This window comes from Nostoc sp., assembly GCF_036917535.1.
Lineage (GTDB): Bacteria > Cyanobacteriota > Cyanobacteriia > Cyanobacteriales > Nostocaceae > Nostoc.
In genome coordinates, this window is the sequence record NZ_JBALDA010000048.1 from 14,846 (window position 1) to 40,818 (window position 25,973).

Sequence of the window (25,973 nt, forward strand, 5' to 3'; positions counted from 1 at the left end):
TAGATAGTTAGATTATCCTTACTGATAAATATCCGTGGCCGTAAACTTATTCAATGCCAATTTCTATCGTACTGCTAATCCCGATTTGGTAGCAGCTGGTTTGACTACAGATGGACAATTGTTGTCCCACTTTCAAAGCAATGGCTTAAACGAAGGACGTGCATTTTCACCACTTATCAGTCTTGATGTCTATCGCTCTAGCAATCCTGATGTAGCTGCCGCATTCACAACTAACGCACAGCTTTTTCAACATCTGCAAAACTACGGCGTGAGTGAGGGACGTCGCTTTTCACAATTTTGTGACCTTAACTTCTACCGGGGTAGTAATGCCGATCTTGCCAATTTAAGCAATGAGCAGCTATTTGGGCACTTACAAAACTATGGTATTAATGAAGGACGTCGCTTTTCACCGTTAGTTGATCTCAGCTTTTATAAAAGTATCAACAGCGACCTATCGAGTTTTAGTTATCTCCAAGCATTGCAGCATTTAGAATTGTTTGGTGTAGCTGAAGCACGGCGCTTTTCAACATTTGTGGATCTAAATGTCTATCGAGCTGCTAATCCTGACCTTGCTGCGATCGGATTTGATAATGGATTATTGTTAGCTCATTTGGCAAGCTCTGGTGTTGCCGAGGGACGCCGCTTTTCAGTTGCTTTTGATGCCAATTACTATCGCAGTGCCAATTCTGACTTGGCACAACTAAATAACAATCAACTCTTAAATCACTTTGAACTCTATGGTTTGAATGAGGGACGTGTTTCTTCAGAATCTTTCAATGTCAGTTACTACCTAGCTAATAATTCTGACTTAAGGGCAGCAGGTTTTACCAATCGGCAAGCAGAGCAACACTTCGAGGTTTACGGCTTTCGCGAGGGGCGATTAGCTGCGGTATTACCAACCATTTCTAGCACAATTGATCCAGGTAACACTTTAGGTAGCGCTCTCAATATTGGTGTCTTGAGTCGCAACCGCACTGCCAATAACTTTGTCGGTAGTGCTGACCATGACGACTATTATCGTTTTACCCTGGCTGGAACCAGTAACTTCAGCCTGTTACTCAATGGTTTAAGTAATTATGCTAACGTTGATCTAATTCAGGATAGTAACGGTAATGGTCAGTATGACCAGTATTCTGGTGATAAGTTATATGATACTTATGGTAATAGTTCCAACAATGGTTCAATTAATCGCACTCTGGGAGCAGGTACTTACTTTGTTCGTATCTATACTAGTAATTCCTCTGATACCAACTATACTCTTAACCTTACTGCCACGGCCACGCCACCAACAACACCGCGAGATCCAGGTAGCACTTTGGGAACCGCTTTAAATATTGGAAATCTTTCTAGTATCAGCTACAAAGACTTTGTCGGTAGTGCTGACCATGATGACTATTATTGTTTTACCCTGGCTGGAACCAGTAACTTCAGCCTGTTACTCAATGGTTTAAGTAATTATGCTAACGTTGATCTAATTCAGGATAGTAACGGTAATGGTCAGTATGACCAGTATTCTGGTGATAAGTTATATGATACTTATGGTAATAGTTCCAACAATGGTTCAATTAATCGCACTCTGGGAGCAGGTACTTACTTTGTTCGTATCTATACTAGTAATTCCTCTGATACCAACTATACTCTTAGCCTTACTGCCACGGCCACGCCACCAACAACACCGCGAGATCCAGGTAGCACTTTGGGAACCGCTTTGGATATTGGGAATCTCTACAGCATCAGCTACAAAGACTTTGTAGGCAGTGTTGATCATGATGACTACTACCGCTTTACCTTAACCGCTACCCGTAACTTCAACCTATCTCTGAGCGGCTTAAGTAACTATGCTAACGTTGATGTAATTCAGGATAGTAATGGGAATGGTCAGTACGATCAGTATTTTGGTGAGAAGTTATACGATACTTATGGTAATAGTTCCAATAATGGTTCAATTAATCATATTCTAGGAGCAGGTACTTATTTTGTTCGTGTATATACCAATAACTCCTCCGATACCAACTACAATCTGACCTTATTTGCTTCTTAAATAAAGAGAGTTGAGTGCGATCACTATTTTGAATCCAACTGAGTTGATTTAGAAATCAGAAGCGATCGCACTATGTAATCTTAAGAATGTGAACCAATTGTTGTCTGAAAAGCTGGATGTATAGGTAGTGCAGGCAAGCGATCGCACTTAAAATGAATGAGAGCAATTGAATGCTTAACGGGACTTAAACATTTTTGAGGGAAAAACAAGCCTCAAACCCATACAGACAAAGAAAATACCCCAAAGGCTCAAAAATGCTTGAAACCCAGATATATCATGAAACTAGGCAAAACGATGTCAAAGTCTCTCTGTATATACATTTGAGGTATTTTTCTGGTTACTTTTTGTCTGAGTCCCATTAATTGCTATTGCTTCAATTTTTAACTTTTTTACAACTTCAAATTCCAAGCAGCAAAAGCTAAAGCACCCCAACCGGCAAGAAAGGCTGCACCGCCTAGTGGTGCGATTGCTCCCAAGGATTTAATATCGGTTAAGCTAAGGGCGTACAAGCTACCTGAGAAAATAGCAATGCCAATGATAAACAGGCATCCACTGGTGACAAGAGTAGGTTGAGGAGACTCGGTACGACTAATTAGTATTGCTACTAAAAAAAGTGCTAGAGCATGATACATTTGGTAACGAGCGCCAGTTTCAAAAATTTCTAGCGATCACTCATTAATCTTTTCTCGCAAGGCATGAGAAGCAAAAGCACCAGCAGCAACTGACAAACCGCCTAAAATGGCAGCTACGCTCAAAAAAATCTGCGTCATTAGACCTAGCCGTAAGTTGGGTATTGTAGTCATTAGTGAATAACAAATTACAAATTACATAGCCGCTTCTGCGGTGAAGTAGCGCGGTCTTGGGAGTTTCCCCCATGAGCGACTGCTGTTAGCGCAGCGTTAGCGACACAGGAGCGTCACCCGAAAGGCTTCCCACAGGGTAGGACAAATGACTAATGACAATTAGACATCAAAATGATATGATACAGCCCCTTCTTCGTTCACCTTAAAGTTTGCATTGAATTCTTTAGCTTTTTCATCTAAATATTGTCTGGCGTGGGCTGCGGGTAGTTGTGACTGCATGGCAAAACCTAAAACAGTTACGCGTCCGTGATTTTCTTGTAGCATCTCATAAAAAATCGATTGCAGGCGATCGCTAACTTGTTGATTAATCGCTTTTTTCTCCTGCCGACTTTGACGATACAATCCCAATGCTAACCACATGCCTAGTGTTAGGGTAGGGACGCCAAAAATCAGACCACCAACAGCAGTATTATTATCTTCATAAGTAGCATTCGGTGCGTTAAACTCATACTCACCCGGAGGTATTATGATAGCTTTACGTGTAGCAAATTTTTCTAATGCCGCTGTTGCTGATAGAGTTACAAACATGAATCCGAGTGTCAGTAGCCAACCAGCAGCTAATTTTTCAGCAGTTTTCATAGTTTCACTTCAAATTTACACTTTGCTTGCGATTTTAACCTGACTTTCATAAAGGTTCCAATATATCAATCTACTCGCTGCGGCAGTTTTTTAGCTTTTACACAATATTTTTTTACCTACATTGCTTAACTAGTGCAGCGTTGGTTAATATAGCGGTCGAACTATAGGTTAGGACGTTAGCAATGGGCTTAAGTCCCTTTTCTTAAGGATTATTTTGTCCTAAGCTTTGCTTCCCTTGCTATACAATGTCACCCCTTATGGTATGAAATTAGGGAATGAGAGAAACTAGATAAACAAGAAATTAAATACATCTATAAAAACCTTTGAGTCAGCATCCCCAGAAGTTTGATATCCTCTGTTGAAGCTTCAAAGAAGAAGTTTTATCTGAATAAAACGTAAATGTGGTTATTTGCTTTCACTATTCTCTTGGGAGCAGCTGCGATCGCTTACTTTGTAATAATGTATGATTATGCAGAGCGGAACAACGGTTATTTAAAGAAAAAACAAAGCTTGATGCCAACGGCAATATCTACTATCTACCATATCTTAGGTTTGAGATTGTCAAATCGCAGCAAGATGTTTATTATACCTTTGCTGCGATTTTAGCCTTAATTGCGTGTAGCTTCCAGTAGCCGAGAAAAATAGAAGCGAGTCTTTGTCATTGCCCGTCGTTGCAATGAAAAGCCATTACTTTCCAAGATTTTTACCACATCAGCCTCACGATGCAAATATGCACGAGTAGCTTTACTTGGCCCAGGAAAGAAACTACCAATTTTCTTGAGTATACTTAGGGCGCAGGTCTTCGGCGCAAAACTGAGAATTATCCGCGACTGTGCCAAAGAACAGAGGTGAGATATCATCTCATCGGCTTTTTCTTGAGGGTAATGGATGAGAACATCCAGGCAAATAACGGTATGGTAGCTACCATTCAATGATTCCAAATCCTGCACAGCAAAAGTGGGATTTTCGGCATTTCCCAAAGTTTGCTTTGCTCTATCCCTGCCTTCTTCTACCATTTTTTCCGAAATATCGGTGGCATAGACTTTGGCACCATCTACTGCCAAAGGAATGCTGAGACTACCGACACCACACCCAGCATCACAGATTGATAGCTCTGGTAAATTGTTATCAGCTTTCAGCCAACCGAGAACTGTATCCACAGTTTGCTGGTGTCCATTGCGGATGTCTAATTGGACTTTGTTGACTTCGCCATCACCGTAGATTCGCTTCCAACGGTCAAACCCTGTGGAATTGAAATACTCGCGAACAATCGTTTTGTCGTCGGCTGCGTTCATAAACTTCGATTTTTAGGGGTTCCCAATGCTTAAAATTATCATTGATAGGAACCCATAAGAGCGGTCTTCCAGATTTTTCCAGATGATAGTCGCTGATAACCAAGGATACTTACGTACATAGAGCAACTCAAGCTGTCGAATTTCAGTCGAGACGTGCAAAATTGAAGCTGTACTGGCTTAACAAGCAAAATACTGAATTTAACTTGGGTTTTATGGCTTTTAGATATACTTTTTGTCCCTAACAGCGATTTATTTCAAAAAATCAGCAAATCGCGATACTTCTACAATTACTTTGGATTAGTCTATATTACCAAATTTGATGTTGTAATTTCACAAGCTATAAGCATTCTTTTTCCGTTTAAAACATTGTTCAACTAATATTTGTTTCTTTAAATGAAACCTACTATTTTTCTAGTATTTCACAATTCACGATCGCTAAATACTATTTATAGCTATTTAAATATCCATGATTTTTGCAATCTCAAATTCCATTGAGATTTATATTTATGGATATAAAAAAATCTCCTGAAGATAGAATTGAATTGCGCTTGCAACATTTATGCTGTTAAAAATTTGATTATCTGTAACCAATGTGTTGTTGGGAGAGCCTCATTCGTGATGTGCGAATCAACGCCAGTAAAAGAGAAAAGTAAAAATACTTGCGGCAAAAAAATTACAAAAATTCAATATTTAACATTCGTTATAATGCTGATAATACTGTTTAGAGAGCAAGTAGAGCCTGCAATTTTTAAAAAAATTGGGACAAAAAGATGAAAAACTTCAATTTTGAATTTTGAATTTGGAGTGAAGTGACGTGACTTCCGCCGTTGCAGTACTAGTTATTTCCTTCCCTTTGCCAAAACTGCTGTAAAATCTCTTTTGGCTTTCTATCCCAGGTGTCGATATGCTCGTATATCAAATTATCTTGATTGAGTTTATATGTCGAATAGCCATTAAAAAGCAACCCTGCTTTCCAGGGAACGCGCAACACTCCCCGCACCGTCCACTTTGCTAAAATCGTGTCTTCGGCTGACTGATAAACTTCATGCACATCAAAGTAAATCTGAGTAAAAAATAGCCGAGCGTGAAATCGTAAAGTCCAAAATATAATGCGATAGTTAAATTTATATTTGAATGTATTTACCGGGTCTTTAAAATAGATATCCCGTGTATAGATATCATAGGAAATATCTTTTTGAAAAAGTGTTGGTAAATCTTGTTTGAGAGTTTCAATTATCTGTTTCATCTGCGAATGACTGTGTAGTTTGAATTTTTGCCATCGCCCCCAACTACTATCAGCTAGAGGCGATGTCTAGGCACTTAAGTGTTAAACGCTAACATTAATGTAACGAATCAAGATTCTAATTAACTCACTACTGACAGGAGATGGTAAAAGTGGAGTCCATTGGCTCACTTCGGCAAAGCCAAGAACATGCAACTGGCGAACAATACTATTCACGCTTTTGGTAGCACCGCAGGCTATTAGGCGAACAGGTTGTTTGCCTTGAGGTGCATCAGGTATAGGCGCTTTGAGTAAATCTGAAACTGAAAGAGGTTCTATCATAGTCAGTATCACCTGATTTTTAGTTGGTGAACAAGCGATGTTTGATGACAAGCCGCTTTGCGTCTACGCACTCAAGTTGTCCAGGCGAGAGGCGCGATCGCTTTTCACATATTGAATCTACTCGAATTCAAATACTTCAGCAATTGCCGCTCAAGCTAAATATATGACCGCAGCGGTTAACTTACCAAAAATTTATCAGATGTAGTGCTACCATCTGCATTAAAGTAATTGAGTAAATATTGAGTTGTGATTCACTGGAAATTAGCAGTCATAATGGCTGAACGCAATATTAAAAATAATGAGCTAGCCTGCTTAATCAATATGAATCCTGTCTCTATCTCTAAACTAAAAGTTCGTCGTCGCTTCACCAGAATTGATGAATCTACGTTGAATGCACTTTGCAAAGCACTCAACTGTCAGCCAGGTGACTTATTAGTTTATGAAGAGGATAAACCCGATATTAAATAAATGCGCTCTGTTCGGAGTGTACTTCTGTGCTGCTGTTCAAATTAACCAGATCTGCTTTCAGGTCTGCGGGTAAATAAAATCTCTTTTACAGTCGGCTCTAGGGGAATGGCAACGCTAGTAATATTGCCTTCAGTATCAGTTAAGAAGGATATAAGTTTTGGTTTATCGCCCAACTCAGATTCAACAAAAATATCATAGTGGTAGTGTTCTAATTTATAAATAATCGAATTATGAGTTGCTGTTAGATGGTTATCATTAATTTCAACTGATAAGATCCCGTATGCTGGATGCTCAAAATCACCTGTGTAATCTTCTAGAGGATGAGAAGGCTGGGTGAGAGTTTTACGAGCTGAGGCTATTTGCTCTTTAGCTTTTGCAGTAGCTTCTTTGGCTTGAGCATATTTTTCATGCATTCGTTCATTCCAAGGAACTTCGTCTAAACCAAGTAAGCGATCGCATACATAATAAGTCACAGTATGTATTACTGGGTTTTTATTCATATTAGTCAGAACTACTATACCAATATTGTCTTGAGGCAGCAAAGTCATCCGCGCAGAAAATCCATCAATATTACCGCTATGCTGAATTAAATTATGACCTTGGTAAGCGGAAATCCACCATCCCAAACCATAAAAATAATGGAAAAGTTCATTATATTCCAGTGGTTGACCAATTACGATTTGTGGAGAGTGCATCTGACTCAGATTACTTGGCGAGATAATTTGTTTATCGCCATACTTACCCTGATTAAGATGGAGTAAAAGCCAATTAGCTATATCAACAACGTTAGAATTTATCGAACCTGCTGGGCCAGAAACATCCACATTTTGAAAGGGGATTTTCTCAAATTTGTCGTCTTTTTCTTGATAAGGAAGTGCAAAATTATCAGCTTTTTGGGATTTCTCTACAGAGAAATTACTATCTTTCATTTCTAAAGAATTAAATATTTCCTGTTGTACAAATTCTTCCCACCTACTCTGGGCAATTTCACCAACTAAGTAACCAGCGGTCATGTACATCAAATTTTGATACTGAAAAATAGTACGCAATTCGTGAGTGGGTTCAAGATATTGTAAGCGCTCGATTATTTCTTTACGAGTGAAGCGACTTTTATACCAAACAGCATCGTGAGGGGGTAAGCCAGACCGATGAGTTGCGAGGTCACGAGGTGTTATATGTTCAGTTGCATAAGAGTCATAAAGTTTAAAAGTGGGCAGATAATTTCTAACAGGTTTATCCCAGTCTAATTTGCCACGATCTGCCAAGATACTCATCGCCATTGTTGTAAAGGGTTTCGTACAAGAACCAATCGCAAAGATAGTTTTGGGGGTAACAGTTAAATTTTGTTTTATATCTCGTTTTCCAAAGCCTTCACAAAAAATTATTTTGCTATCTTTAACAATTGCGATCGCCAGTCCAGGTATTTTCCATTCTTGCATTGCCTTGTTGATAAATTCACTCAGACCTTGCATAATAACTATTCTCACTCTCATAAAAAATATTTTAAATTCCGTCCAGAAAACCCAGATTAAATCTGACTTTGTTAATTTGGAATTAGTATTACTTTTATACAGCAAAAATTATCACGAACCTTGTTATTAGGTAGAGTGTAAAGCTTATTGCATTTATAGCTAAAGATTTCTCAAAAACCTTGCTACTCCTTGCCAAATAGAAGATGTCCTGTTGTTACTTACACCACCCACATTCAAATCTGACAGAGTGGGAAATGATGCAGACTTAGCATAAGGCCCATTTCGCAAAACTTTAGCAAGGGTATTGTTATTCTCGCGCAAACCTTCGTAAAAAAAGAATACCTCTCCTTGAATGCCAAGTTGGCGATTGTATTCAATTGCCTGCACCAGATATTCTGGACTAATGCAGTAAGAGCCAAGCTTCATCAGAATTCCCGGTGCTAACTTGGGCAGTGTCGCATCTGTGAACTGCTGGTTTACTAGTTGATCAGCGATCGCAGCGTAACTCCTAAAGTCACGGCGATAAATCTGCGGCTGAATCATATCGACTATTCCCCGCTTCAGCCATGCGGGCGAGTCTTGCAGATATTCCTGGAATGCCCAATCATAAATATTAGATGCGATCGCTACTAATAAATTAGGATTCACCGCTTTCACCTCCTGATAGAGACGCGCTAAAAACTCACTGAGAATATTTGCACGCCACTGTAACCATTGCCTATCCTTGTGGTTTTGTGGTGGGTTGCGATCAAATTCCTGGCGATAGCGGCTGACAGTTCCCCGATCGTAGCCACCTTCAGATGGTAATGCTGGCAAGCGATCGTCTCCTTGAACACCATTCACATCATAATTCTTTACAACTTCCAGCACCAAGTTTAACAAAAATTCCTGCACCTGTGGGTCAAGGGCATTCAACCACTCAAAGCCGTTTTTCTTCAGTAAGTTGCCGTTACAATCACGCGCAGCCCATTCTGGTTTTTTCTGTAAAAGTATACCACCATTTAAATTGTAAGAACTGGCAAAACCGTATTCAAACCAAGGAATAACCTTCAACCCAACTCGCCGCGCTTCAATCACCACTTCTTCTAAAGGGTCGCGGCCTACATACATAGGATCAATTTCGATTCCAAAAGTCTGCTGCATTATTTGGCTAGGATATAAAGTTACTGCCTTATTCCAAACAACGGGAAACACCACATTAAATCCCGTCTCAGCCAAGAAATCCATCGCCTCAGCAATACGTTCCTTCGATCTGAGAACTTTACTATCAGTAGTGGTCAGCCAAATACCACGGGTTTCAATTATTGTCATTTCTATAAAATTGAAATTCTTGGCATTGCACCATCTAAACATTGACTAGCCGACGATACTGCGCCTGTATTTATTATTGTGTAAATTTCAGAGACAATCAAACCTAGTTGCCACAATGCCTAAAAGCCATCCTCCTCCCAATCATAGCACTAGGCTTTATATACTGAAGTGAAATTATACCAACTTATAACTCGTAATTTGTAATTAAGAAAGTTAGATATGGCATGGCTTTCGGGGTTTGAATGTGTTGCCTCATATTAGAGAATTGGTATTAGTGGAGTGTTGTGACTTAAGAGTTCATTCTTTAGATAGTCGTAAGTCAGTGGTAGAACTTGTTTAAATTAAAAAATCTTCAAAATAGCCAATAGTTAGTAAATATAGTTAATGACTGCAATCAAGTTTCAAAATTTATCGAATGCACAGCAGTGCCAAAAAACTACAATACCCAACTTAGGGCTAGTTTGCATTACCTCTGATAAACAAGTGCGCTTTCGGACAATCACACGCACACGATATTTAAAACTGGACTTTAGTGAACGTGAAAGCGTCCTGACTGAATTATATCGACATAACTTGCAACGCTTGCATGACGCCCTCTTATTTTGTCAGCAAAATAAAATTCAATTGTATCGGATGTCTTCTGCTTTATTTCCCCTAAGTGATTTAGAAGATGAAATCGGGGCAAATATATTAAAGAAAATGAGCGCTGATTTAGCAACAATCGGTCAACGAGCAAATGCATTGAGCATAAGAATGGTATTGCATCCAGATCAATTTGTAGTGCTGAGTTCTGATTCTCCCTCAGTGGTACAAGCAAGTATCAAGAACCTAGCAGGACATTCCCGGACACTTGATTTACTGGGCTTACCGCGATCGCCTTGGTCATTGATGAATATTCATGGTGGCAAATCTCAACGTCCTGAACAATTAATAAAAGTAATTTCCGAACTACCAGAAAATATCAAAAGCCGCTTAACTTTAGAAAACGACGAATACGCCTATAGTGCCAATGAAATTTTAGCAGTATGTCAGCAAACTGGCGTGCCAATGGTATTTGATGCCCATCACCATATTTGCCACGAAAATTTAGATAGCTATGATCATCCGAGTGTAGCATCCATGTTTTATGCAGCGCGAGAAACTTGGGCAAATCCAGATTGGCAATTAGTCCATATTTCCAATGGTGAGCAAGCTTTCAATGACAGAAAACACAGTGACTTGATTACCGATATGCCCAACGTCTACCACCAAGCACCGTGGATCGAAGTCGAAGCCAAACAAAAAGAAAAAGCGATCGCATATTTGCGCTCTTGGTGGCTGATGAAAACATAATATTGATATTTGCTTAAATATGTCTCTACTAGAAAGTTCTTGGAAACACGATTATATAACTACTAATGGGGTAAAACTACACTACGTAACCCAAGGTGAAGGCCCTTTAATATTGATGTTGCATGGGTTTCCTGAGTTTTGGTACTCTTGGCGGCATCAAATACCAGAATTCGCCCAAAATTTTAAAGTTGTCGCTCTTGACTTGCGTGGTTACAACGATAGTGATAAACCAAATGAGCAATTAGCTTATGTAATGAAGGAGTTTATCAAAGATGTTGAGGGAGTTATTAAGGGATTAGGATACCAAAAATGTATATTAGTTGGACATGATTGGGGAGGTGCGATCGCTTGGGCTTTTGCTTATGCTCATCCCAAAATGGTAGAGCAATTAATTATCCTTAACATGCCTCATCCTGCCAAATTTGCCCAAGGCTTACGCACTCTCCAACAGTTGCAGCGAAGTTACTATATCTTCCTCTTTCAACTACCTTGGATGCCAGAATTCTTCTTACAATCTTCAGACTACCAAGCAATTGAAACAATTTTTAAAGGTACAGCAGTTAACAAGAGTGCTTTCACTAAAGCGGATATTGACGCATATAAAGATGCTGCTGCAAAACGCGGTGCCCTCACAGCAATGTTGAACTACTACCGCAATGTTTTTCAGCAAAGAATATTAAATCCAAATAGGGGCGTTCTGGAAGTGCCAACACTAATTATATGGGGAGAAAACGACACTGCACTTGGCAAAGAACTAACCTACGATACCGCAGCTTATGTCAGAGATTTTCAAATCAAATACATTCCTAATTGTGGCCATTGGGTGCAGCAAGAACAGCCGGAATTGGTTAATCAGTATATGCGAGAATTTCTGAGGACTTAAACTAAACCATCAATCGTTATATAAAGTATAAATACTCATTAAACTATCTATAACAAGTAGCGTTAGTTTTTACTTTTAAAAAGATTTAATAGTGATTTAATACTGGGCATTTATTGGCTAAAAATAGTCAATAAATCGGAATTAATGGCATTTTTGAGATAATTTTTATCTGTGTTTTAGATCGCAATCAATTTGTCAGGAGATAGATTGTCACAAGATAGATTGACCTCTCGAAGTTTAATGAGATAATAGAGGTGTGAGGGACAGAACGGACGCAAACTTGATTATTAAGGGGGAAATTATGAAACTCCAGCTATTAGCGGCCATGGCCTTAGCAACACCCCTATTTTTCGCTAGCTCGGTTAGAGCCGAGAATCCACAGGATTTACAAAAGCTGCTTTCAACTGGGGAATGTGTTAAGTGCAATCTATCAGGAGCTAACCTCAGTGGTGCTCATTTAATTGGTGCTGACCTGAGAGGCTCGAAGCTTCAAGGAGCTAACCTTGTAGGAGCTAACCTCGAAGGTGCTGACTTAACTGGTGCAAACTTGGCAGGTGCTAACCTAACATCTGCTTACGTAACCAATGTGAATTTGAAGCAAGTCAATCTCGACGGAGTAAATTTTACTCGTGCTACGATTCACGATTCTAATGTGTATCAAGCATCAATGAACAATCTAAATCTTACTGATGCGGAAATATTTAACACTGGAATCGGGATTGGTGGAGAAGACGCTGAAATTCCTGACTGGAAATAGGCTCAACTGAGTACACAGGTAAGAATCAATACAACATAGGTTTTGGTGGGTTTTAAATCAAATAAACGAGTTTTCTGCCAAGATTATCCTTAAAACCTGCCTCTACAAAAATATTAATAAAAATGAAACCCCTCTGCGTTGTAATCACTTTACTATGGCAAAAGCAGAGAGGGTTTCTTTTTGCGATCGCGCTGATATAGCAGGAGGCAGGAGGCAGCTATGCTGGAGGTAAAACTATTACTATTCCTAGCTTTCACTCTTTTAAAATGTCCTAACCTATGTGACTACAGCTATATCCCTCTTTTGTCACTCTCCGAAAACATTTATTATTTCTGAATTCTAGAGCTTTTGTATAGCAAGCAATCGCATGATTATTTTCTAATAACAAATACAAGAGGGATTTTTTTCTAATAGTATAGCTTGTATTGATTGCCTCATGGGGCTTAAGCGCGATCGCCCTCCCGGAGAGTGACAGAAGCTGTTTACGGACGCGCTCGCTTCCGTTATGGATGGAAGAAACAAAATAAGACGCACCGAAAAAAATTACACTTTTATTGTGTCCTAACAGTTAAGACCGATCCCCCAGTGGTGCTTTGTCGCCCGTACAGAAGAGGGATATCTACACAAAAAAGCGCAATCAAAATCTAAAAATCTTTACTATTTCCTATTAAAGGACTTTACTGCCCCTAACTGAAAATCAGGGTTTCAGCTATTACTTGTGTAAGTTGTATCCAACACAAAGAGTTTTTCGCTAGATGCAGCCAGATGTCCATTGATTTGGCACGATTTTTGCATAAGGGTATTGTGACCTCTCCATTGCTCACAAAATATCACTAAAGACTTATGCAACAACAGCGAAGACCGAGTAAGAAGAGTTTGCGATCGCTTGATTGCTTAAATGTGTTTCTCGCAGATGTGCGCGATGGTGTTGGGCCATATCTGAGTATTTACCTGAAAGCTTCAGCAAATTGGAACCCTGCCCAGATTGGATTGGCGATGTCAGCTTCGTCAATTGCTACAGTTATTGCTCAAACACCAGCTGGTGCATTGATTGACAGGCTACGTCAAAAACGGATGTTGATTGTCCTGGCGGCTGTGTTTGTTTCTATCGGCTGTATTGCTATGGGCTTGTTCCCCAGTTTGCCTGTCGTCATCGGTTCTCAGATTATGATTGGGATTGCTGCGGCAATTTTCCCACCTGCGATTACTGCTATTACTCTGGGACTTGTAGGACATGAGAAATTAGATAGGCGGGTAGGTCGTAATGAAACATTTAACCATACAGGAAATCTGCTAGCTGCTACTCTCGCTGGTTTAGTAGGTTACTTTATTGCACGCAAGGCAATATTTTTCCTGGTTGCAGCTATGGCTGTGGGCAGTATTATTTCGGTGAGGATGATTCGTGAAAGAGAGATTGACCACGAATTAGCGCGTGGAGATGGTGAAAAAGGCGAAGAAGGCCAAGAGGAGGATAATGAAAAACATCAGCAGCCATCTGAAGGCATATTGCAATTATTAAGCGATCGCAAAATCTTATTCTTTACTGTTGCAGTAGTTCTGTTTCACTTTGCCAATGCTGCTATGTTACCGCTAGTTGGTCAAGAATTGGCACAGGGTAAAGGGACAAGTGACACAGTTTATATGTCTGCTTGTATCATTGTGGCTCAGTTAGTCATGATTCCAGTGTCTAATTTGGCTGGGCGTTTTGCACATACAGCTCGAAAACCCATATTTTTGCTGGGCTTTGCCGTCTTACCAATTCGAGGAGTGCTATATACGTTTTCGGACAATCCCTATTTTCTCGTTTCTGTACAAATTCTGGATGGTATCGCAGGTGGGATTTTTGGTGTGCTTTCCGTGTTGATGGTAGCTGATTTGACTAAAGGCACGGGACGTTTTAATCTTACCCAAGGGATGCTCAACACTGCCATTGGCGTTGGTGCAGGTTTGAGCAACGTGTTAGCTGGGTTTGTGGTTAAAAGTGCTGGTTACAATGTTGGTTTTTTGATTTTAGCAGCGATCGCAGTTGTGGCTTTAGCAGTTTTTTGGTTCTGTGTACCTGAAACAAAAACAGGAGTTAATAGAAAAGCATCACATCAAACAGCTTAGGACAGTCATTAGTTATTAGTCATTAGTCATTAATCCAAAATAAGCACGTCCACTCTTTAACATGGCTTGAATTAGCGCCATGAAAGACAAAGTTTTTCCACCCACAAGGGACGAGGTATGCACTAAAATCCAATGACCAATGACTAATGACTACTTAATCAAAAGCATCTAGCAAAATCATGATTGTTTTCAGATATATCATCATTGGGCTGACTTATATCGGTTTGGGTTTAGGATATCTCCCTGGTTTGCGGATGAACCGAGCCAGTATTGCTTTAGTTGGTGCATCTTTGCTGATGGCTTTCGGGGTATTAGACCTCAAAGAAGCATGGCAAGCGATAGACTATAAGACGCTGATTTTTTTGTTTGGCATGATGGTAATCAGTACCAACTTAGCTTACGCTGGTTTTTTTCAATTAACCCTTGATACAGTTACACGCTTCACCCGTAGCCCTCTAGGTTTGCTAATTGTTTTAACTTTCGGCAGTGGAATTCTCTCCGCTTTTTTTCTGAATGATACTATTGCTTTAATTTTGACTCCTTTGGTTCTCGGTTTAACCCAAACTTTGAACCTCAATCCGATTCCTTACTTACTTGCCTTGGCGGGAGCAACTAATCTCGGTTCAGTAGCTACCTTAAGTGGTAATCCACAAAATATTTTAATTGGTTCCTTCTCTGGTATCAGCTATCTCGATTTTGCAAAAGCATTGACTCCCATCGCATTAGTAAGTTTGTTGATCCAAATTGGGTTATTGTGGTGGCTTTATCCTGATGTTCGTTCTACTAAGTCTTGTCCGAGCGTAACCTCCGCGCGTTACCGCATATTTAAACCGTTGCTTACTAAAAGCCTATTGATAACAGGAGGATTATTAATTGCATTCTTAATTGGGATACCCCCAGCTCAAGCAACACTTGTAGCTGCTGGTTTACTCTTCATTACTAGACGAATCAAACCGCAACGAGTTTTAAATAAAGTAGATTGGGATTTACTGGTGATGTTTTCTGGACTGTTTATTGTGACTGCTGGAGTAGAAAAATTAGGAATATTGAATTTATTTAGCGGTTTAGTTTATACTCCACTGAACATATTAGGAATTACTGCTCTCCTTTCAAATTTAGTTTCTAATGTTCCAGCAGTATTATTACTACAACATTTAATTCCTCACCCAGACACGAAAACCTGGTTACTATTAGCAGCAGGATCTACCTTAGCTGGTAATCTAACTTTATTAGGTTCAGTTGCTAATTTAATTGTTGCTGAGGCTGTCGCAAAACTTGGTTATCAGTTGTCATTCTGGGAACATCTGCGTTTTGGTCTACCGTTAACTGTGCTGACTCTTATCTTGGCTTATTTTTGGATTTAGTCATTAGTCATTTGTCATTTGTCAACAATCAAACTTAAAGTTTCAGGCTCAAAGGTGCAACTTCCAGGCTCAAAGGCTCAACTTCCAGGCTCAAAGGTGCAACTTCCAGGCTCAAAGCCGCAATGTTCAGGTTCAAAGGTGCAACTTCCAGGCTCAAAGGTGCAACTTCCAGGCTCAAAGGCTCAACGTTCAGGTTCAAAGGCTCAACTTCCAGGTTCAAAGGCTCAACTTCCAGGTTTAAAGGCGCAACTTCCAGGCTAAAAGGCGCAACTTCCAGGTTCAAAGGCTCAACTTTGATATTTCAAGAGACTTCCTTGCTTCCTGCTCTTACTTGCCATCTTTTTATCACTCAACTTGCGTTGATGTGATGACTTTATTCCGGCAATTTTACGGTATTTTGTAACTGTTCTGCGAGTGATTGGCAGACAAAATCGGATTTTCAAAAGCTGGGCTAATTGCTCATCAGTATAAGGATTGGCAGGTGATTCTTCTGCAATTAACTGTAGTAGCATTTGTTGGATTTGTTGAGGAGTACGTCCGCCTACTCCTATAGGAACACATAGTGAACGCAACGGAATTATCTGACTGTTTTGGTTACAAACTAATATATACCGTCCCAGCACAATCCGACTAACTGTAGAGTTACTAAGTCCTACCGATTGAGCTACTAATTGCTGAGGGGTAGATACTAAGTCTAATTTATCCCGACTTTGCAAAAAAGCTTGCTGGCGCTCAACTAAAAATTTCCCAACTTTGAGCAGATTTTCCTGCCATTGTTCCAAAGCTATGAGTAAATTTATAGCTTTTTGTAATAATGTTTCTAATTGTTGGGTATCTCGCCTTGCTTTTGGTGATTCCTGCAAAAGCTTAATGGCTTCAGAATTTAGACAAAAACGTTGTTTGACTTCATAGGCTAAAGAAATTTGCCAACTTCCAGCTATTAGCTCAATTTTTAAATCAGGGGTGACGATGGGAGCATCGCTACTACCGAAGTTTCTGGCGGGACGGGGTTCTAATTCTTGAATCTCATGAATAGCATCGGTGATTTTCTCGATGTCAACATTAAAATATTGATAATTTTGGTGCAGTTCTTGCAATAGTAATTGACAATTGTGCTTTGACTCGTAAGAATTACCAATACAATTTGCTATGTCTTCTAAATAATTTTTAACTAGTAGAAAAGCTAGGCTTTCAGGCTGGTTTTTGAGTTGTATTAACAAACATTCTTGTAGGGTTCGCGTACCAATTCCAGGTGGTTCTAAACTTTGGAGGAGAGGAATAACAGCCTCTAGTTCTTTTGCACTCCAGATACTACCATCTGCCCAAACTTCTGGAGTTTCTTCTAAGTAACCTGAGTTTGATAACCACTGAGTTAGATAGGTTAAGGCTTCACGTTGTTTGTATGGTATTGACAAAGCTGATATTTGTCCAAGAAGATGCTCGCTTAAACTTAATTCCTGGGCGATGGGACTATACCAATTAGGTAGAATATCATCTAAAAGTGCTTCGCTGTTCTGGAAATCAGAATTTTCTACTATAAATGGATTGTGTTTAGATTCTTCTCGAAGATAGTCGAATACTCGCTTACCATCCCACGGCAAGAAGCGAACTAAATACTGTAGAGTTGGGTAAATAACAGTTTGAGTTTCTAGGTGTGTTTCTAGTGTAGATGCTGAGTTTAAGGAATTCATGATACGAACCGCCAAGGCGCAGAGGACACAAAAAGTTGGGAAGATGCTGAAGCTAAGAGGATGTCTGAGAAGTATCAAATATTGGTTGATCCCCCCTAACCCCCCTTTTTAAGGGGGGAAATAAGAGTCTCAAAGTCCCCCTTTTTAAGGGGGATTTAGGGGTATCTCCAAGGGTTAGGTGTATACAAAAAACTTTTCAGACATCCTCTAAGGTAGAATGTTATAAATTCCATTGTTTCTTTTTTTGCTCAAAGCTTTCGATAGAAATTCCTAATGCTTTGTGGGGTTCTTGGGGATAAAGCGCTAAAGCATGGCGGATAAAGTTTATTTCTAACTGAGCGATCGCTTGTTCTAAGTTCAAATTCATCTGATATTCTTGATTAAAAATGAGATGCTCCCAAAGGATGGTTCTTCCTCCAGAAAAAACTGCTGCTCTCTCTAAAGTATTTTGCAGTTCTCGCACATTTCCCGGCCAAGCATAATCTCTGAGTTTTTCTAGGGCGGTTGAGGTAATTGCTAAATTTTTAATTCCATTTCTCAGAGCAATAGAATTTAAAAAATGTTGGGTAAGTTGTTCTAAATCTTCGGGGCGATCGCGCAAAGGTGGCAGTTCAATTCGTACTACATTGAAGCGATAGTAAAGGTCTTCTCGAAACTGATTCAGGCGTACCAATTGTTCTAAATTCCGATTGGTGGCAGCTAAAATGCGGACATCTACAGTTTTGGTTTGGTTACTACCCAAGCGCTCGAAGGATTTATCTTGTAATACTCGCAACAATTTCCCTTGAATTATCTGGCTCAGTTCTCCGACTTCATCCAGAAAAATTGTACCGCCATTGGCTTGTTCAAAGCGACCAATTCGCAAGTGATTCGCTCCAGTGAAGGCTCCTTTTTCGTGACCAAATAATTCTGCTTCTAACAAATGTTCTGGAAGGGCTGCACAGTTAACTTTTACTAAAGGACCGCGACTGCGAGGGCTAGCATTATGCAGTGTGGAAGCGACCAACTCTTTGCCAGTACCGGATTCGCCGACAATTAAAACTGTGGTGTTTCCTTGGGCAAGTCTACCAATAAGTTTAAAAACTTCTGCCATTTTAGGCGATCGCCCCAAGAGTTCTTCTGGTTGTCCGAGATTTTGAATATTTGCTTCACCAATTTGCTCGGCGGATGCTTGGGAATGAGCTAAAGCTTTTTGCGCCAAGTTGACTAAATCTTCTAAATCGAAGGGTTTAGTTAAATAATCATAGGCTCCTAACTGCATAGCTTCAATGGCTGTACGACTTGTTCCATAAGCTGTCATCACAATTACTGGTAGTTCAAACAACGTTTTGCTACCTAAAGCTTTCAGAACAGCATTACCCTGAGTTTTGGGCATTTTCAAATCTAGAAATACCAAGTCAGGACGAGATGTGGTATTTTGTTGAATTATCTTCAATCCTTGCTCTCCGTCTCCCGCCTCTACTACGTCGTGACCTTCATCTTTTAAAATTTGCGCCATCGCTTGACGCAAAGCTTTTTCATCATCAATAATCAAAATTTTAGCCATCGTTATAATTCTTCGGTAAGTAAACGCTAAAAACGGTGCAACCCGGTTGAGATTTCAAATCAATATGCCCTCCGTGTCGGCTGACAATCTCGTGGCTAATTGCTAAACCTAAACCTGTTCCTTGGGGTTTTGTGGAATAAAAAGGATCGAAAATGCGATCGCGTTCTTCTGGTGCTAAACCTGCGCCAGTGTCTTTTACCCAAGTCACTAAGTAATCTTGCTCTTGGTTGACACCAACTTCAACTTCACTTTCTGGTGGACTTGCCTGGATAGCATTTAAGATTAAGTTAATCATCACCTGTCCTAACTCTCGGTGGCGTAGTGGTACTTGAGGCAAAGGTTCAGCAGCAGAGCGATAAAAAAGTGTTACTCCCTGTTCTTCGGCTTTGAGACGTAATAGAGAAACTGATTCAAAAGCGATCGCTTCTAGGGAAGTTGTTACCATTTCTTCTTGCTGATTTTGGTCAAAATACAATAGCCGTCGCACCAACATCTCTAAACGGTCTACTTGCTCTAGTAAACTAGCGATCGGTAAAGTCGTAATTTCCTGCTTTTTTAATTGCCGTTCTGTATATTGCAAATTGAGGCGCATACTAGCTAAGGGATTGCGGACTTCATGAGCTACCCCCGCTACCAGTTGTCCCAGAGAAGCCAAGCGCTCAACTCGGTGCAAGCGCTGCTCTAACTCTTGGCGATGGTATTGCATACTATTAATTGCAGTTCCCAATAGTCCCATTTCTGCGGGTAGCGCAGGAATTAGCGAAGCTTTATCCTCTTCCATTGCTTTAATACTTTGCTGGAGTCGCTGCACTCCCCACTGTAGTTGTAAGGCAATATAAAAAGTCCAAACTCCTACAACTAAAATTCCTAAAACTACGAAAACACTTAAAACTTTTTGATTGCTATCTTCTAGACGAGGCATACGTTTCATCGTCCACACTGCTCCCCACAGAGGTAGAGGGTCAGCACGCAGTACCAAGACATCAAGACCAGGGTGCAGTACTAATTCCTGGGGTAAACCTTGGCTTGTGGCTCTGCGAGTCAATTGCAAAATTGTGTCTCGTTCAGCAGGAGGAATATCTTTTTTGGGGACAGGGCCCGCGTGGGTAGGATAGGCATAGCCTAAAAGCTGGTCTTGTTGCAGCAGATAAAATCCTCCTTCTACGCTTGGGAAAGCAGTTAGGGCATCGTTTGAAAGTTCCGCCAATGGTTTACCTGGCTTTGGTGTTTGCCCAAGATTTGATTCCCAAAACAGTTTAATTAATCTGGTGTTGGCAAAAGCTAGTTCTCTCTGATTTCTGGCAACAACAGCACCTTCTAGACTTTGAAATAGTTGTACCACTAACCATAAAGCAGCTCCACTTAAACCTAAAAAAAGGATGCTGAGGATTGTTAGCTGTCGCCGGAGTGTCCAACGTTGAGATAACACAATAGGTTGCATGGAATAAGGGTCAGAACTTCTAGAAGTGCAAAAACTATGCCAAATTCCAGTTGCTCATTTTTCATCCTGCCTTATTAGCTAAGGAGTGTCTTGTATCTATGGCACGAGTTTTGCACTCTTACAGTTCTAGTTAGCAATTAAATTGAACTAAAGCAGATGAATAACTCTAAAGTTCGCATTCCCAAAGAAATTGCTCCCGATGTTTTCGCTCTAGCGGCTCAGTTGTATGCCCAAGAAAATCAGGATTATTCTTTAGAAGAAATTATGCAGGCTGGAGCAGAAGTACAAATTCCTCCAGAGGTGATTCAACAAGCAATACAGCAGATTCAAGCCAAGCAAATCCGAGATCGCGATCGCCAACGCAAGTTAAAGTTAATTTTAACTAGTGGCGGCATCGGAGTAGCGATCGCACTTTTCGGTTTTTGGACGTACAATACTGTTGTTAGTAATGCTACATCAAGCAGGCGATCGCTAGAAGCTAATCTCCCAAGTGCCAATTTAGCCAATGCTAATCCTCTAGATATTCCCCCAGCACCCCCACCAGAATTACCCCCCACAGCCGGAACCACTTTCACTGGAGAGGTAAAACAGTATCTTCTCAACCCTGAAGGTAAGGTGGATGGGCTATTACTCAATAACGGGCTACAGGTGAAATTTCCTCCCCAGATGGCAGACAGTTTAGTGCGGATAATTACCCCAAACACGAAAGTGAGCATTTTTGGCGATCCTGGCTTTTCCACTCGCTTTGGACAGGAAGTGAGAGCCAAAAGCATCACCAATTCTCAAACTGGACAGACTTTAGTCGAACAACCTCCCACAACCGCCCCCCAACCACCGAGCTTGAGCAACTACAGTACCTTATCTGCACAGGGAACTGCTCAGAATTGGTTGGTGGGACATCGAGGAGAAATTAACGGAGTCATTATCTCTAATGGCACTATTGTGAAGTTTCCGCCCCATGTAGGTGAACAGCTAACCAGTATGGCGAACATCAAAAACACAATTCAAGCCAAAGGATTTGGCACTCGCAATCGTTACGGTCAGATTTTAGAAGCTACAGCATTGTCAGTTAATGGGCAATCTGTATCTTTGCAACCAAAAGCGATCGCCGTTCCGTAACACCATCGATAAAAATCTTTGCAATAGATGAATCTGCTGTCGGGGCGTTTAGCTTGACAAAGTAGTAGTTTTACTTGTGGATATTCAAGTGACTAGCAAAAAATGAGGGTATTGCTAACTTGTTAAGTTGCCAATACCCTCACATAGATAAACTAAGTTTTTGTAGTAGCCTATAAGTCTAAGTCAGTGCCTGAACAACTGCTGCCGAAAATGACTCATTCGCTGCTTGCTTCAACAATTCGGCTTTATCAGTCTGTTCCCAAGGCAAGTCTAAATCAGCCCGCCCAAAATGACCGTAAGCCGCGACGTCCTGATAAAAACGTCCGCCTCGTTCACTTGGTAAGTTACGTAAGTTGAAGGTATGGATAATCCCTGCTGGACGGAGTTCAAAGTGTTTGTTGATTAATTCCAGTAAGGTTTCTTCATCCACTTTGCCAGTACCAAAGGTATCCACTAGGATACTTGTTGGTCGCGCTACACCAATAGCATAGGATAGCTGGATTTCGACTTTTTCTGCTAACCCGGCAGCAACAATATTTTTCGCGACATAACGAGCCGCATAAGCAGCAGAACGGTCTACCTTCGTGGGGTCTTTGCCAGAAAAAGCGCCGCCACCATGTCGTGAATAGCCACCGTAGGTATCAACGATTATTTTCCGTCCTGTCAGACCAGAGTCTCCTTGAGGGCCACCAACGACAAATTTGCCAGTAGGGTTGACTAAAAAACGTGTTTCCTGATTAGGTTTAACATCAATATCGCCAAAAACAGGTTCAACCACTGCTGACCAGAGGTCTTGTTTAATTTTGGCTTGTACCGCTGCCTCATCCGTAATTTCCCCAATAGTGGCTGTATGCTGGGTGGAAATTAGAATCGTATCAATACCTACTGGGCGTCCATCTTCGTAGACCACAGTTACTTGGGTTTTACCGTCAGGACGCAGGTATGACAATTCACCTGTTTTACGGACTGCTGCCAATCGACGAGCAATACGGTGGGCGAGACTGATGGGTAAGGGCATCAGTTCTGGTGTTTCGTTGCTGGCAAAACCAAACATTATACCTTGATCGCCCGCGCCAATTTTGTCGAATTGTTCATCACTATCTTGTTCGCGGGTTTCTTGGGCGGTGTTAACGCCTTGGGCGATATCGGGTGATTGTTCATCTAAAGCTAGCAGAACGCTGGTGCTGTTAGCAGAAAAGCCATTGTCAGCATTGGTATAACCAATTTCGGCAATTTTTTTTCGGGCGAGATTGACGAAATTTACATTGGCTTTGGTGGTTATTTCACCAGTGATTAGCACCAAACCAGTATTAACTACAACTTCAGCGGCGACACGACTGCTAGGGTCTTGTGTCAATAAAGCATCCAGAATGGTATCAGAAATCTGATCGCAGATTTTATCTGGATGACCTTCGGTAACTGACTCAGAGGTAAATAGATATCGACGAGACAAAAGAAATTCCTCCATCAAGAGTTTTTTCGTTGATTAAATGTAAGTATTTAGTTCAACTCCTAATTTCTGAAATCATAACAATATTTATACTTCAGTCGTTAGTATCTTCTTGATATTGATAAAAACCAGTAATTATAAGGTAAATATCCGTAAGTAAGATAAATGTATGCTAATTATTTTTTATTTTTAAATGTATTTAATAACACAAAAAAAGGAGCACCCGAAAGCGCCCCCCAAGCTTTGACACAAACACTGCTGCTTTAAACCTGAATCGCTAACTTTGCTTCTGTAGCTGTCAACCGCTCATAAGCAGCACGCATCTTCAAGCCTGTAAGCACTTGGAAGAAACCAGTTCCATTATTGGAACCTGGATACTCACGGTGCTGGAGTAACAAGTGAGTCAATTCACCCTGATATTTTGTGGATGTATTGCTGAGATGAGTTTCGATATAAATGACTTCTTCTAAGTTGTCAAATTGACCATCCACCTCTAATACTGAGACATAGCGACCGTAGTAAACATCTGAACCATAGTATAGTTGCATACCAGGATAAGAACAGGTCAGCTTGCGTCCACAGGGAGTCCAATTGATTGTTGACCCTTCATCAAATAGGTAAGTAGGATCGAAGCCTTCCTTACCTTCCCGCTGGAGCATACGTACCCGTAAGACTCTACGTTCAGTGTCGTTTTTGATCAAGTTTGTGGGCAATACCTGGAGAACCACATCAGCAAATTCTCTTTGCGGTTCGATAAATTTATCAAAGTCAGGTTTGCGGGAATTGATTTGCGCTAATACATCTTCGTAGCGATGACCGCGTTCAGCCATATCTCGCTGGATTTTCCAGGCAATTTTAACCTCATCGCTAATGTCAAAATAAACACTAAAGTCGATTAGCGATCGCACCCGCTCATCATATAAAGGATGCAGCCCTTCAATAACTATAATGTGATTCGACTCAATCCGCTCTGGCGGATCGAGCAAGCCGGTTTCGTGGTTGTAAATCGGCTTATCAATCGCTTCACCACTTTTGAGCGCTTTAATTTGCTCATACATCAGATCAAAATTGTTTGCCCTGGGGTCTAGTGCTGTTATCCCCGTTTCTTTGCGCTGTTTGCGATCCAGCGAATGATAGTCATCCAAGCAGATGACTGTCATTAACTCTTCACCAAACAAATCCATCAAACGACGCAAAAACGTAGATTTACCGCACCCAGAGTCTCCGGCTACTCCAATCAGTACCACGCGTTCCGGCTTTCTTGTCATAAATCTCCTCTAAAATACTAAATGTGTCAATAATTTTTCACACAGCAGATTCTCAAGCCAGGAGTTTACCCCTTTGGTTTATCCTGCGTTCTTGCTACCTAGCACATCTATAAGACACCAAGCGGGTAGGCAACAAAGTAATTAGGAGGTAGGAAACAGGAGTGAACCACGTTTAAAAGCGTGGGAATTAAGCTGTAGATGCCTCGAATCTCGCGGTACTTTTCGCTCAATACAATTTTTATTTTTAAATTGGGCTTTTGACCCAAAAATAAAAAATTCTATTCATACCTTCTTTCCTCCTGCCTTGTCTACGACACGCTGCGCGATCTGCCCTTTGCCTCCTGCCTTCTCTTTTAAGTTGCTACTCGTCGGACTAGCCTGAATGTTGGTGCCGGTAAGTATTTAATCCTAGTGATATATTCGATTTTAACAGAAGGGGGTATCCCATACAAGATTGCTGTCAAGAAGAATTAACATGGTTCATCAATCATTTTTTTGTTAATTTAGTTGTTAATTTAAAAATGGGGATCAGCACCGCCCATGAGCGTTGCACCTTTATCACTCTGCTACTTGTGACTTTATAGAATCAAGACTATAAGGTATAATTTATTATTGCCGCTATTGACGCCAAATTTTCTAATGTTCCTAAATTGTAATTCCTGCTCGACAATACTTAATATATTCAAAGCAAAAATCTATCCAACGAATGAGGAAACAACTTGCATTCCTCAAATTATTGGCTGTAAATTTATGGATATGCTCATATAGAAGCGTTGACGTTATGGCAAAGTACTGATAAGAGGTTGACAGATTTTTCGCATCAAGTGAAACTAATTACAGTTGGTTGAATTACGATTCTCTATCTTGTTATGTTTGTAGCTGGAGTTGTCTTAGTTATGTAATTATCTATAGACAGGTAATGAAGATAACTAACAACATTCCAGAAGAGTAGTGGATTAGGAGAAGTAAAACCGATCGTGAAGAAAACCTTCCTGTTTTGGTATTCTCCGATTTAAACCCCTTGAGTCAGCACAAGGACAGATTTTGGAGGTAAACTGAGCGGTGGAAGCTACCGCTCAAAGCAGTCTTCCGAGAATATCTCTTATTGTGAGTTGCTCATTGGGTGCTAAGGTAAAAAACTATCTCCCTGATGGGGGTGGTAGTTAACGAAAAAAAGATTAAATTGATTCATTATTAACATTCTCCACAAGACTTATCCTTTACCTTAGAAGGTGAACAGGTGTGTTTTTTGCTATGCCTGCATGTCTTTGGTGAGTGTACTTAGCAAGGCATTAATTTATTGATGCCGTTTTTCCTTCAAGGTCAGTTTTGTGAAACGAAAATCCGGTAAACTAAAGCTGGCAAGGTAGGGGAATAGTTTTTTTGAAAAACGGTTAAGTAAATTATCGGAGTGGTAGAA

Annotated in this window: 21 protein-coding genes and 1 pseudogene; 9 read left to right on the forward strand and 13 right to left on the reverse strand. The window is 40.5% G+C overall.

The features are described from left to right. Positions 1-34 precede the first annotated feature (34 nt). The gene (locus V7K56_RS15700) at positions 35-2,041 is read left to right on the forward strand and encodes a PPC domain-containing protein (RefSeq protein ID WP_334911810.1); all 2,007 of its coding nucleotides are present in this window, start codon (positions 35-37) and stop codon (positions 2,039-2,041) included. 389 nt (positions 2,042-2,430) lie between these two features. Here the strand turns inward: V7K56_RS15700 and V7K56_RS15705 are convergent. Further along, positions 2,431-2,811: pseudogene (locus V7K56_RS15705) on the reverse strand (DUF423 domain-containing protein). Positions 2,812-3,003: 192 nt separating this feature from the next. Next, complete coding sequence (locus V7K56_RS15710) at positions 3,004-3,483, reverse strand: hypothetical protein (protein ID WP_334911811.1); 480 nt, start codon at positions 3,481-3,483, stop codon at positions 3,004-3,006. A 399-nt stretch (positions 3,484-3,882) separates the two neighbouring features. Between V7K56_RS15710 and V7K56_RS15715 the strand changes: the two genes are divergently transcribed. Then, positions 3,883-4,089 carry a hypothetical protein gene (locus tag V7K56_RS15715; RefSeq protein WP_334911812.1) on the forward strand — a complete coding sequence of 69 codons (207 nt, stop codon included), beginning with the start codon at positions 3,883-3,885 and terminating at the stop codon, positions 4,087-4,089. 2 nt (positions 4,090-4,091) lie between these two features. On the opposite strand, the gene bchM is transcribed toward V7K56_RS15715, so the two are convergent. The 3 genes from bchM to V7K56_RS15730 form a co-directional block, all read right to left on the reverse strand. Next, entirely contained in the window at positions 4,092-4,778 is a 687-nt protein-coding gene (gene bchM / locus V7K56_RS15720; RefSeq protein ID WP_292732063.1) for a magnesium protoporphyrin IX methyltransferase, read from the reverse strand. Between the two features lie 835 nt (positions 4,779-5,613). Beyond that, the gene (locus tag V7K56_RS15725) at positions 5,614-6,024 is read right to left on the reverse strand and encodes a DUF2358 domain-containing protein (protein WP_334911813.1); all 411 of its coding nucleotides are present in this window, start codon (positions 6,022-6,024) and stop codon (positions 5,614-5,616) included. Positions 6,025-6,105: 81 nt separating this feature from the next. Continuing rightward, complete coding sequence (locus V7K56_RS15730; RefSeq protein WP_334911814.1) at positions 6,106-6,342, reverse strand: hypothetical protein; 237 nt, start codon at positions 6,340-6,342, stop codon at positions 6,106-6,108. A gap of 246 nt (positions 6,343-6,588) precedes the next feature. Between V7K56_RS15730 and V7K56_RS15735 the strand changes: the two genes are divergently transcribed. After that, on the forward strand, positions 6,589-6,810 hold the full coding sequence (locus V7K56_RS15735) for a helix-turn-helix domain-containing protein (protein WP_334911815.1): 222 nt from the start codon (positions 6,589-6,591) through the stop codon (positions 6,808-6,810). Between the two features lie 41 nt (positions 6,811-6,851). On the opposite strand, the gene V7K56_RS15740 is transcribed toward V7K56_RS15735, so the two are convergent. Next, positions 6,852-8,282, reverse strand: coding sequence for a serine hydrolase (locus tag V7K56_RS15740; protein WP_334911816.1), 1,431 nt, complete (start codon positions 8,280-8,282; stop codon positions 6,852-6,854). A gap of 159 nt (positions 8,283-8,441) precedes the next feature. Next, on the reverse strand, positions 8,442-9,593 hold the full coding sequence (locus V7K56_RS15745) for a glycoside hydrolase family 10 protein (protein ID WP_334911817.1): 1,152 nt from the start codon (positions 9,591-9,593) through the stop codon (positions 8,442-8,444). A 384-nt stretch (positions 9,594-9,977) separates the two neighbouring features. Between V7K56_RS15745 and uvsE the strand changes: the two genes are divergently transcribed. The 5 genes from uvsE (at position 9,978) to V7K56_RS15770 (ending at position 16,038) form a co-directional block, all read left to right on the forward strand. Further along, positions 9,978-10,925: a UV DNA damage repair endonuclease UvsE gene (gene uvsE, locus V7K56_RS15750; RefSeq protein WP_334911818.1), complete on the forward strand. Its 948-nt coding sequence runs from the start codon at positions 9,978-9,980 to the stop codon at positions 10,923-10,925. A 19-nt stretch (positions 10,926-10,944) separates the two neighbouring features. Further along, entirely contained in the window at positions 10,945-11,808 is an 864-nt protein-coding gene (locus V7K56_RS15755) for an alpha/beta fold hydrolase (protein WP_334911819.1), read from the forward strand. Between the two features lie 301 nt (positions 11,809-12,109). Further along, entirely contained in the window at positions 12,110-12,565 is a 456-nt protein-coding gene (locus tag V7K56_RS15760) for a pentapeptide repeat-containing protein (protein ID WP_334911820.1), read from the forward strand. Between the two features lie 843 nt (positions 12,566-13,408). Further along, positions 13,409-14,674: an MFS transporter gene (locus V7K56_RS15765; RefSeq protein WP_334911821.1), complete on the forward strand. Its 1,266-nt coding sequence runs from the start codon at positions 13,409-13,411 to the stop codon at positions 14,672-14,674. A gap of 179 nt (positions 14,675-14,853) precedes the next feature. After that, positions 14,854-16,038 carry an anion transporter gene (locus V7K56_RS15770; RefSeq protein WP_334911822.1) on the forward strand — a complete coding sequence of 395 codons (1,185 nt, stop codon included), beginning with the start codon at positions 14,854-14,856 and terminating at the stop codon, positions 16,036-16,038. A gap of 34 nt (positions 16,039-16,072) precedes the next feature. Here V7K56_RS15770 and V7K56_RS15775 read toward each other — a convergent pair whose 3' ends face one another. The 4 genes from V7K56_RS15775 to V7K56_RS15790 form a co-directional block, all read right to left on the reverse strand. Continuing rightward, complete coding sequence (locus V7K56_RS15775) at positions 16,073-16,321, reverse strand: hypothetical protein (protein ID WP_334911823.1); 249 nt, start codon at positions 16,319-16,321, stop codon at positions 16,073-16,075. 4 nt (positions 16,322-16,325) lie between these two features. Continuing rightward, positions 16,326-17,729, reverse strand: a complete 1,404-nt coding sequence (locus V7K56_RS15780) for an RNA polymerase factor sigma-54 (RefSeq protein ID WP_334911824.1) — start codon at positions 17,727-17,729, stop codon at positions 16,326-16,328. Between the two features lie 220 nt (positions 17,730-17,949). Beyond that, complete coding sequence (locus tag V7K56_RS15785; protein ID WP_334911825.1) at positions 17,950-19,275, reverse strand: sigma-54-dependent transcriptional regulator; 1,326 nt, start codon at positions 19,273-19,275, stop codon at positions 17,950-17,952. Then, the gene (locus V7K56_RS15790) at positions 19,268-20,704 is read right to left on the reverse strand and encodes a sensor histidine kinase (protein WP_334911826.1); all 1,437 of its coding nucleotides are present in this window, start codon (positions 20,702-20,704) and stop codon (positions 19,268-19,270) included. The genes V7K56_RS15785 and V7K56_RS15790 overlap by 8 nt, the downstream gene beginning before the upstream one ends. Before the next feature lie 168 nt (positions 20,705-20,872). On the opposite strand from V7K56_RS15790, the gene V7K56_RS15795 reads away from it, so the two are divergent. Beyond that, positions 20,873-21,835, forward strand: coding sequence for a hypothetical protein (locus V7K56_RS15795; protein WP_334911827.1), 963 nt, complete (start codon positions 20,873-20,875; stop codon positions 21,833-21,835). 178 nt (positions 21,836-22,013) lie between these two features. Here V7K56_RS15795 and metK read toward each other — a convergent pair whose 3' ends face one another. Beyond that, on the reverse strand, positions 22,014-23,288 hold the full coding sequence (gene metK / locus V7K56_RS15800; RefSeq protein WP_334911828.1) for a methionine adenosyltransferase: 1,275 nt from the start codon (positions 23,286-23,288) through the stop codon (positions 22,014-22,016). A 260-nt stretch (positions 23,289-23,548) separates the two neighbouring features. Next, on the reverse strand, positions 23,549-24,553 hold the full coding sequence (locus V7K56_RS15805; protein WP_334911829.1) for a phosphoribulokinase: 1,005 nt from the start codon (positions 24,551-24,553) through the stop codon (positions 23,549-23,551). Between the last annotated feature and the right edge of the window lie 1,420 nt (positions 24,554-25,973).

Bases quoted from the DNA above. Each gene is read 5' to 3' on its own strand.
- V7K56_RS15770 (WP_334911822.1), top strand. From the start codon at position 14,854: ATGATTGTTTTCAGATATATCATCATTGGGCTGACTTATATCGGTTTG.
- uvsE (WP_334911818.1), top strand. From the start codon at position 9,978: ATGACTGCAATCAAGTTTCAAAATTTATCGAATGCACAGCAGTGCCAA.
- V7K56_RS15710 (WP_334911811.1), bottom strand. From the start codon at position 3,483: ATGAAAACTGCTGAAAAATTAGCTGCTGGTTGGCTACTGACACTCGGA.
- V7K56_RS15805 (WP_334911829.1), bottom strand. From the start codon at position 24,553: ATGACAAGAAAGCCGGAACGCGTGGTACTGATTGGAGTAGCCGGAGAC.
- V7K56_RS15755 (WP_334911819.1), top strand. From the start codon at position 10,945: ATGTCTCTACTAGAAAGTTCTTGGAAACACGATTATATAACTACTAAT.
- V7K56_RS15725 (WP_334911813.1), bottom strand. From the start codon at position 6,024: ATGAAACAGATAATTGAAACTCTCAAACAAGATTTACCAACACTTTTT.
- V7K56_RS15765 (WP_334911821.1), top strand. From the start codon at position 13,409: ATGCAACAACAGCGAAGACCGAGTAAGAAGAGTTTGCGATCGCTTGAT.
- V7K56_RS15785 (WP_334911825.1), bottom strand. From the start codon at position 19,275: ATGGCTAAAATTTTGATTATTGATGATGAAAAAGCTTTGCGTCAAGCG.
- V7K56_RS15795 (WP_334911827.1), top strand. From the start codon at position 20,873: ATGAATAACTCTAAAGTTCGCATTCCCAAAGAAATTGCTCCCGATGTT.
- V7K56_RS15715 (WP_334911812.1), top strand. From the start codon at position 3,883: ATGTGGTTATTTGCTTTCACTATTCTCTTGGGAGCAGCTGCGATCGCT.
- V7K56_RS15780 (WP_334911824.1), bottom strand. From the start codon at position 17,729: ATGAATTCCTTAAACTCAGCATCTACACTAGAAACACACCTAGAAACT.
- V7K56_RS15745 (WP_334911817.1), bottom strand. From the start codon at position 9,593: ATGACAATAATTGAAACCCGTGGTATTTGGCTGACCACTACTGATAGT.
- V7K56_RS15730 (WP_334911814.1), bottom strand. From the start codon at position 6,342: ATGATAGAACCTCTTTCAGTTTCAGATTTACTCAAAGCGCCTATACCT.
- V7K56_RS15760 (WP_334911820.1), top strand. From the start codon at position 12,110: ATGAAACTCCAGCTATTAGCGGCCATGGCCTTAGCAACACCCCTATTT.
- bchM (WP_292732063.1), bottom strand. From the start codon at position 4,778: ATGAACGCAGCCGACGACAAAACGATTGTTCGCGAGTATTTCAATTCC.
- V7K56_RS15740 (WP_334911816.1), bottom strand. From the start codon at position 8,282: ATGCAAGGTCTGAGTGAATTTATCAACAAGGCAATGCAAGAATGGAAA.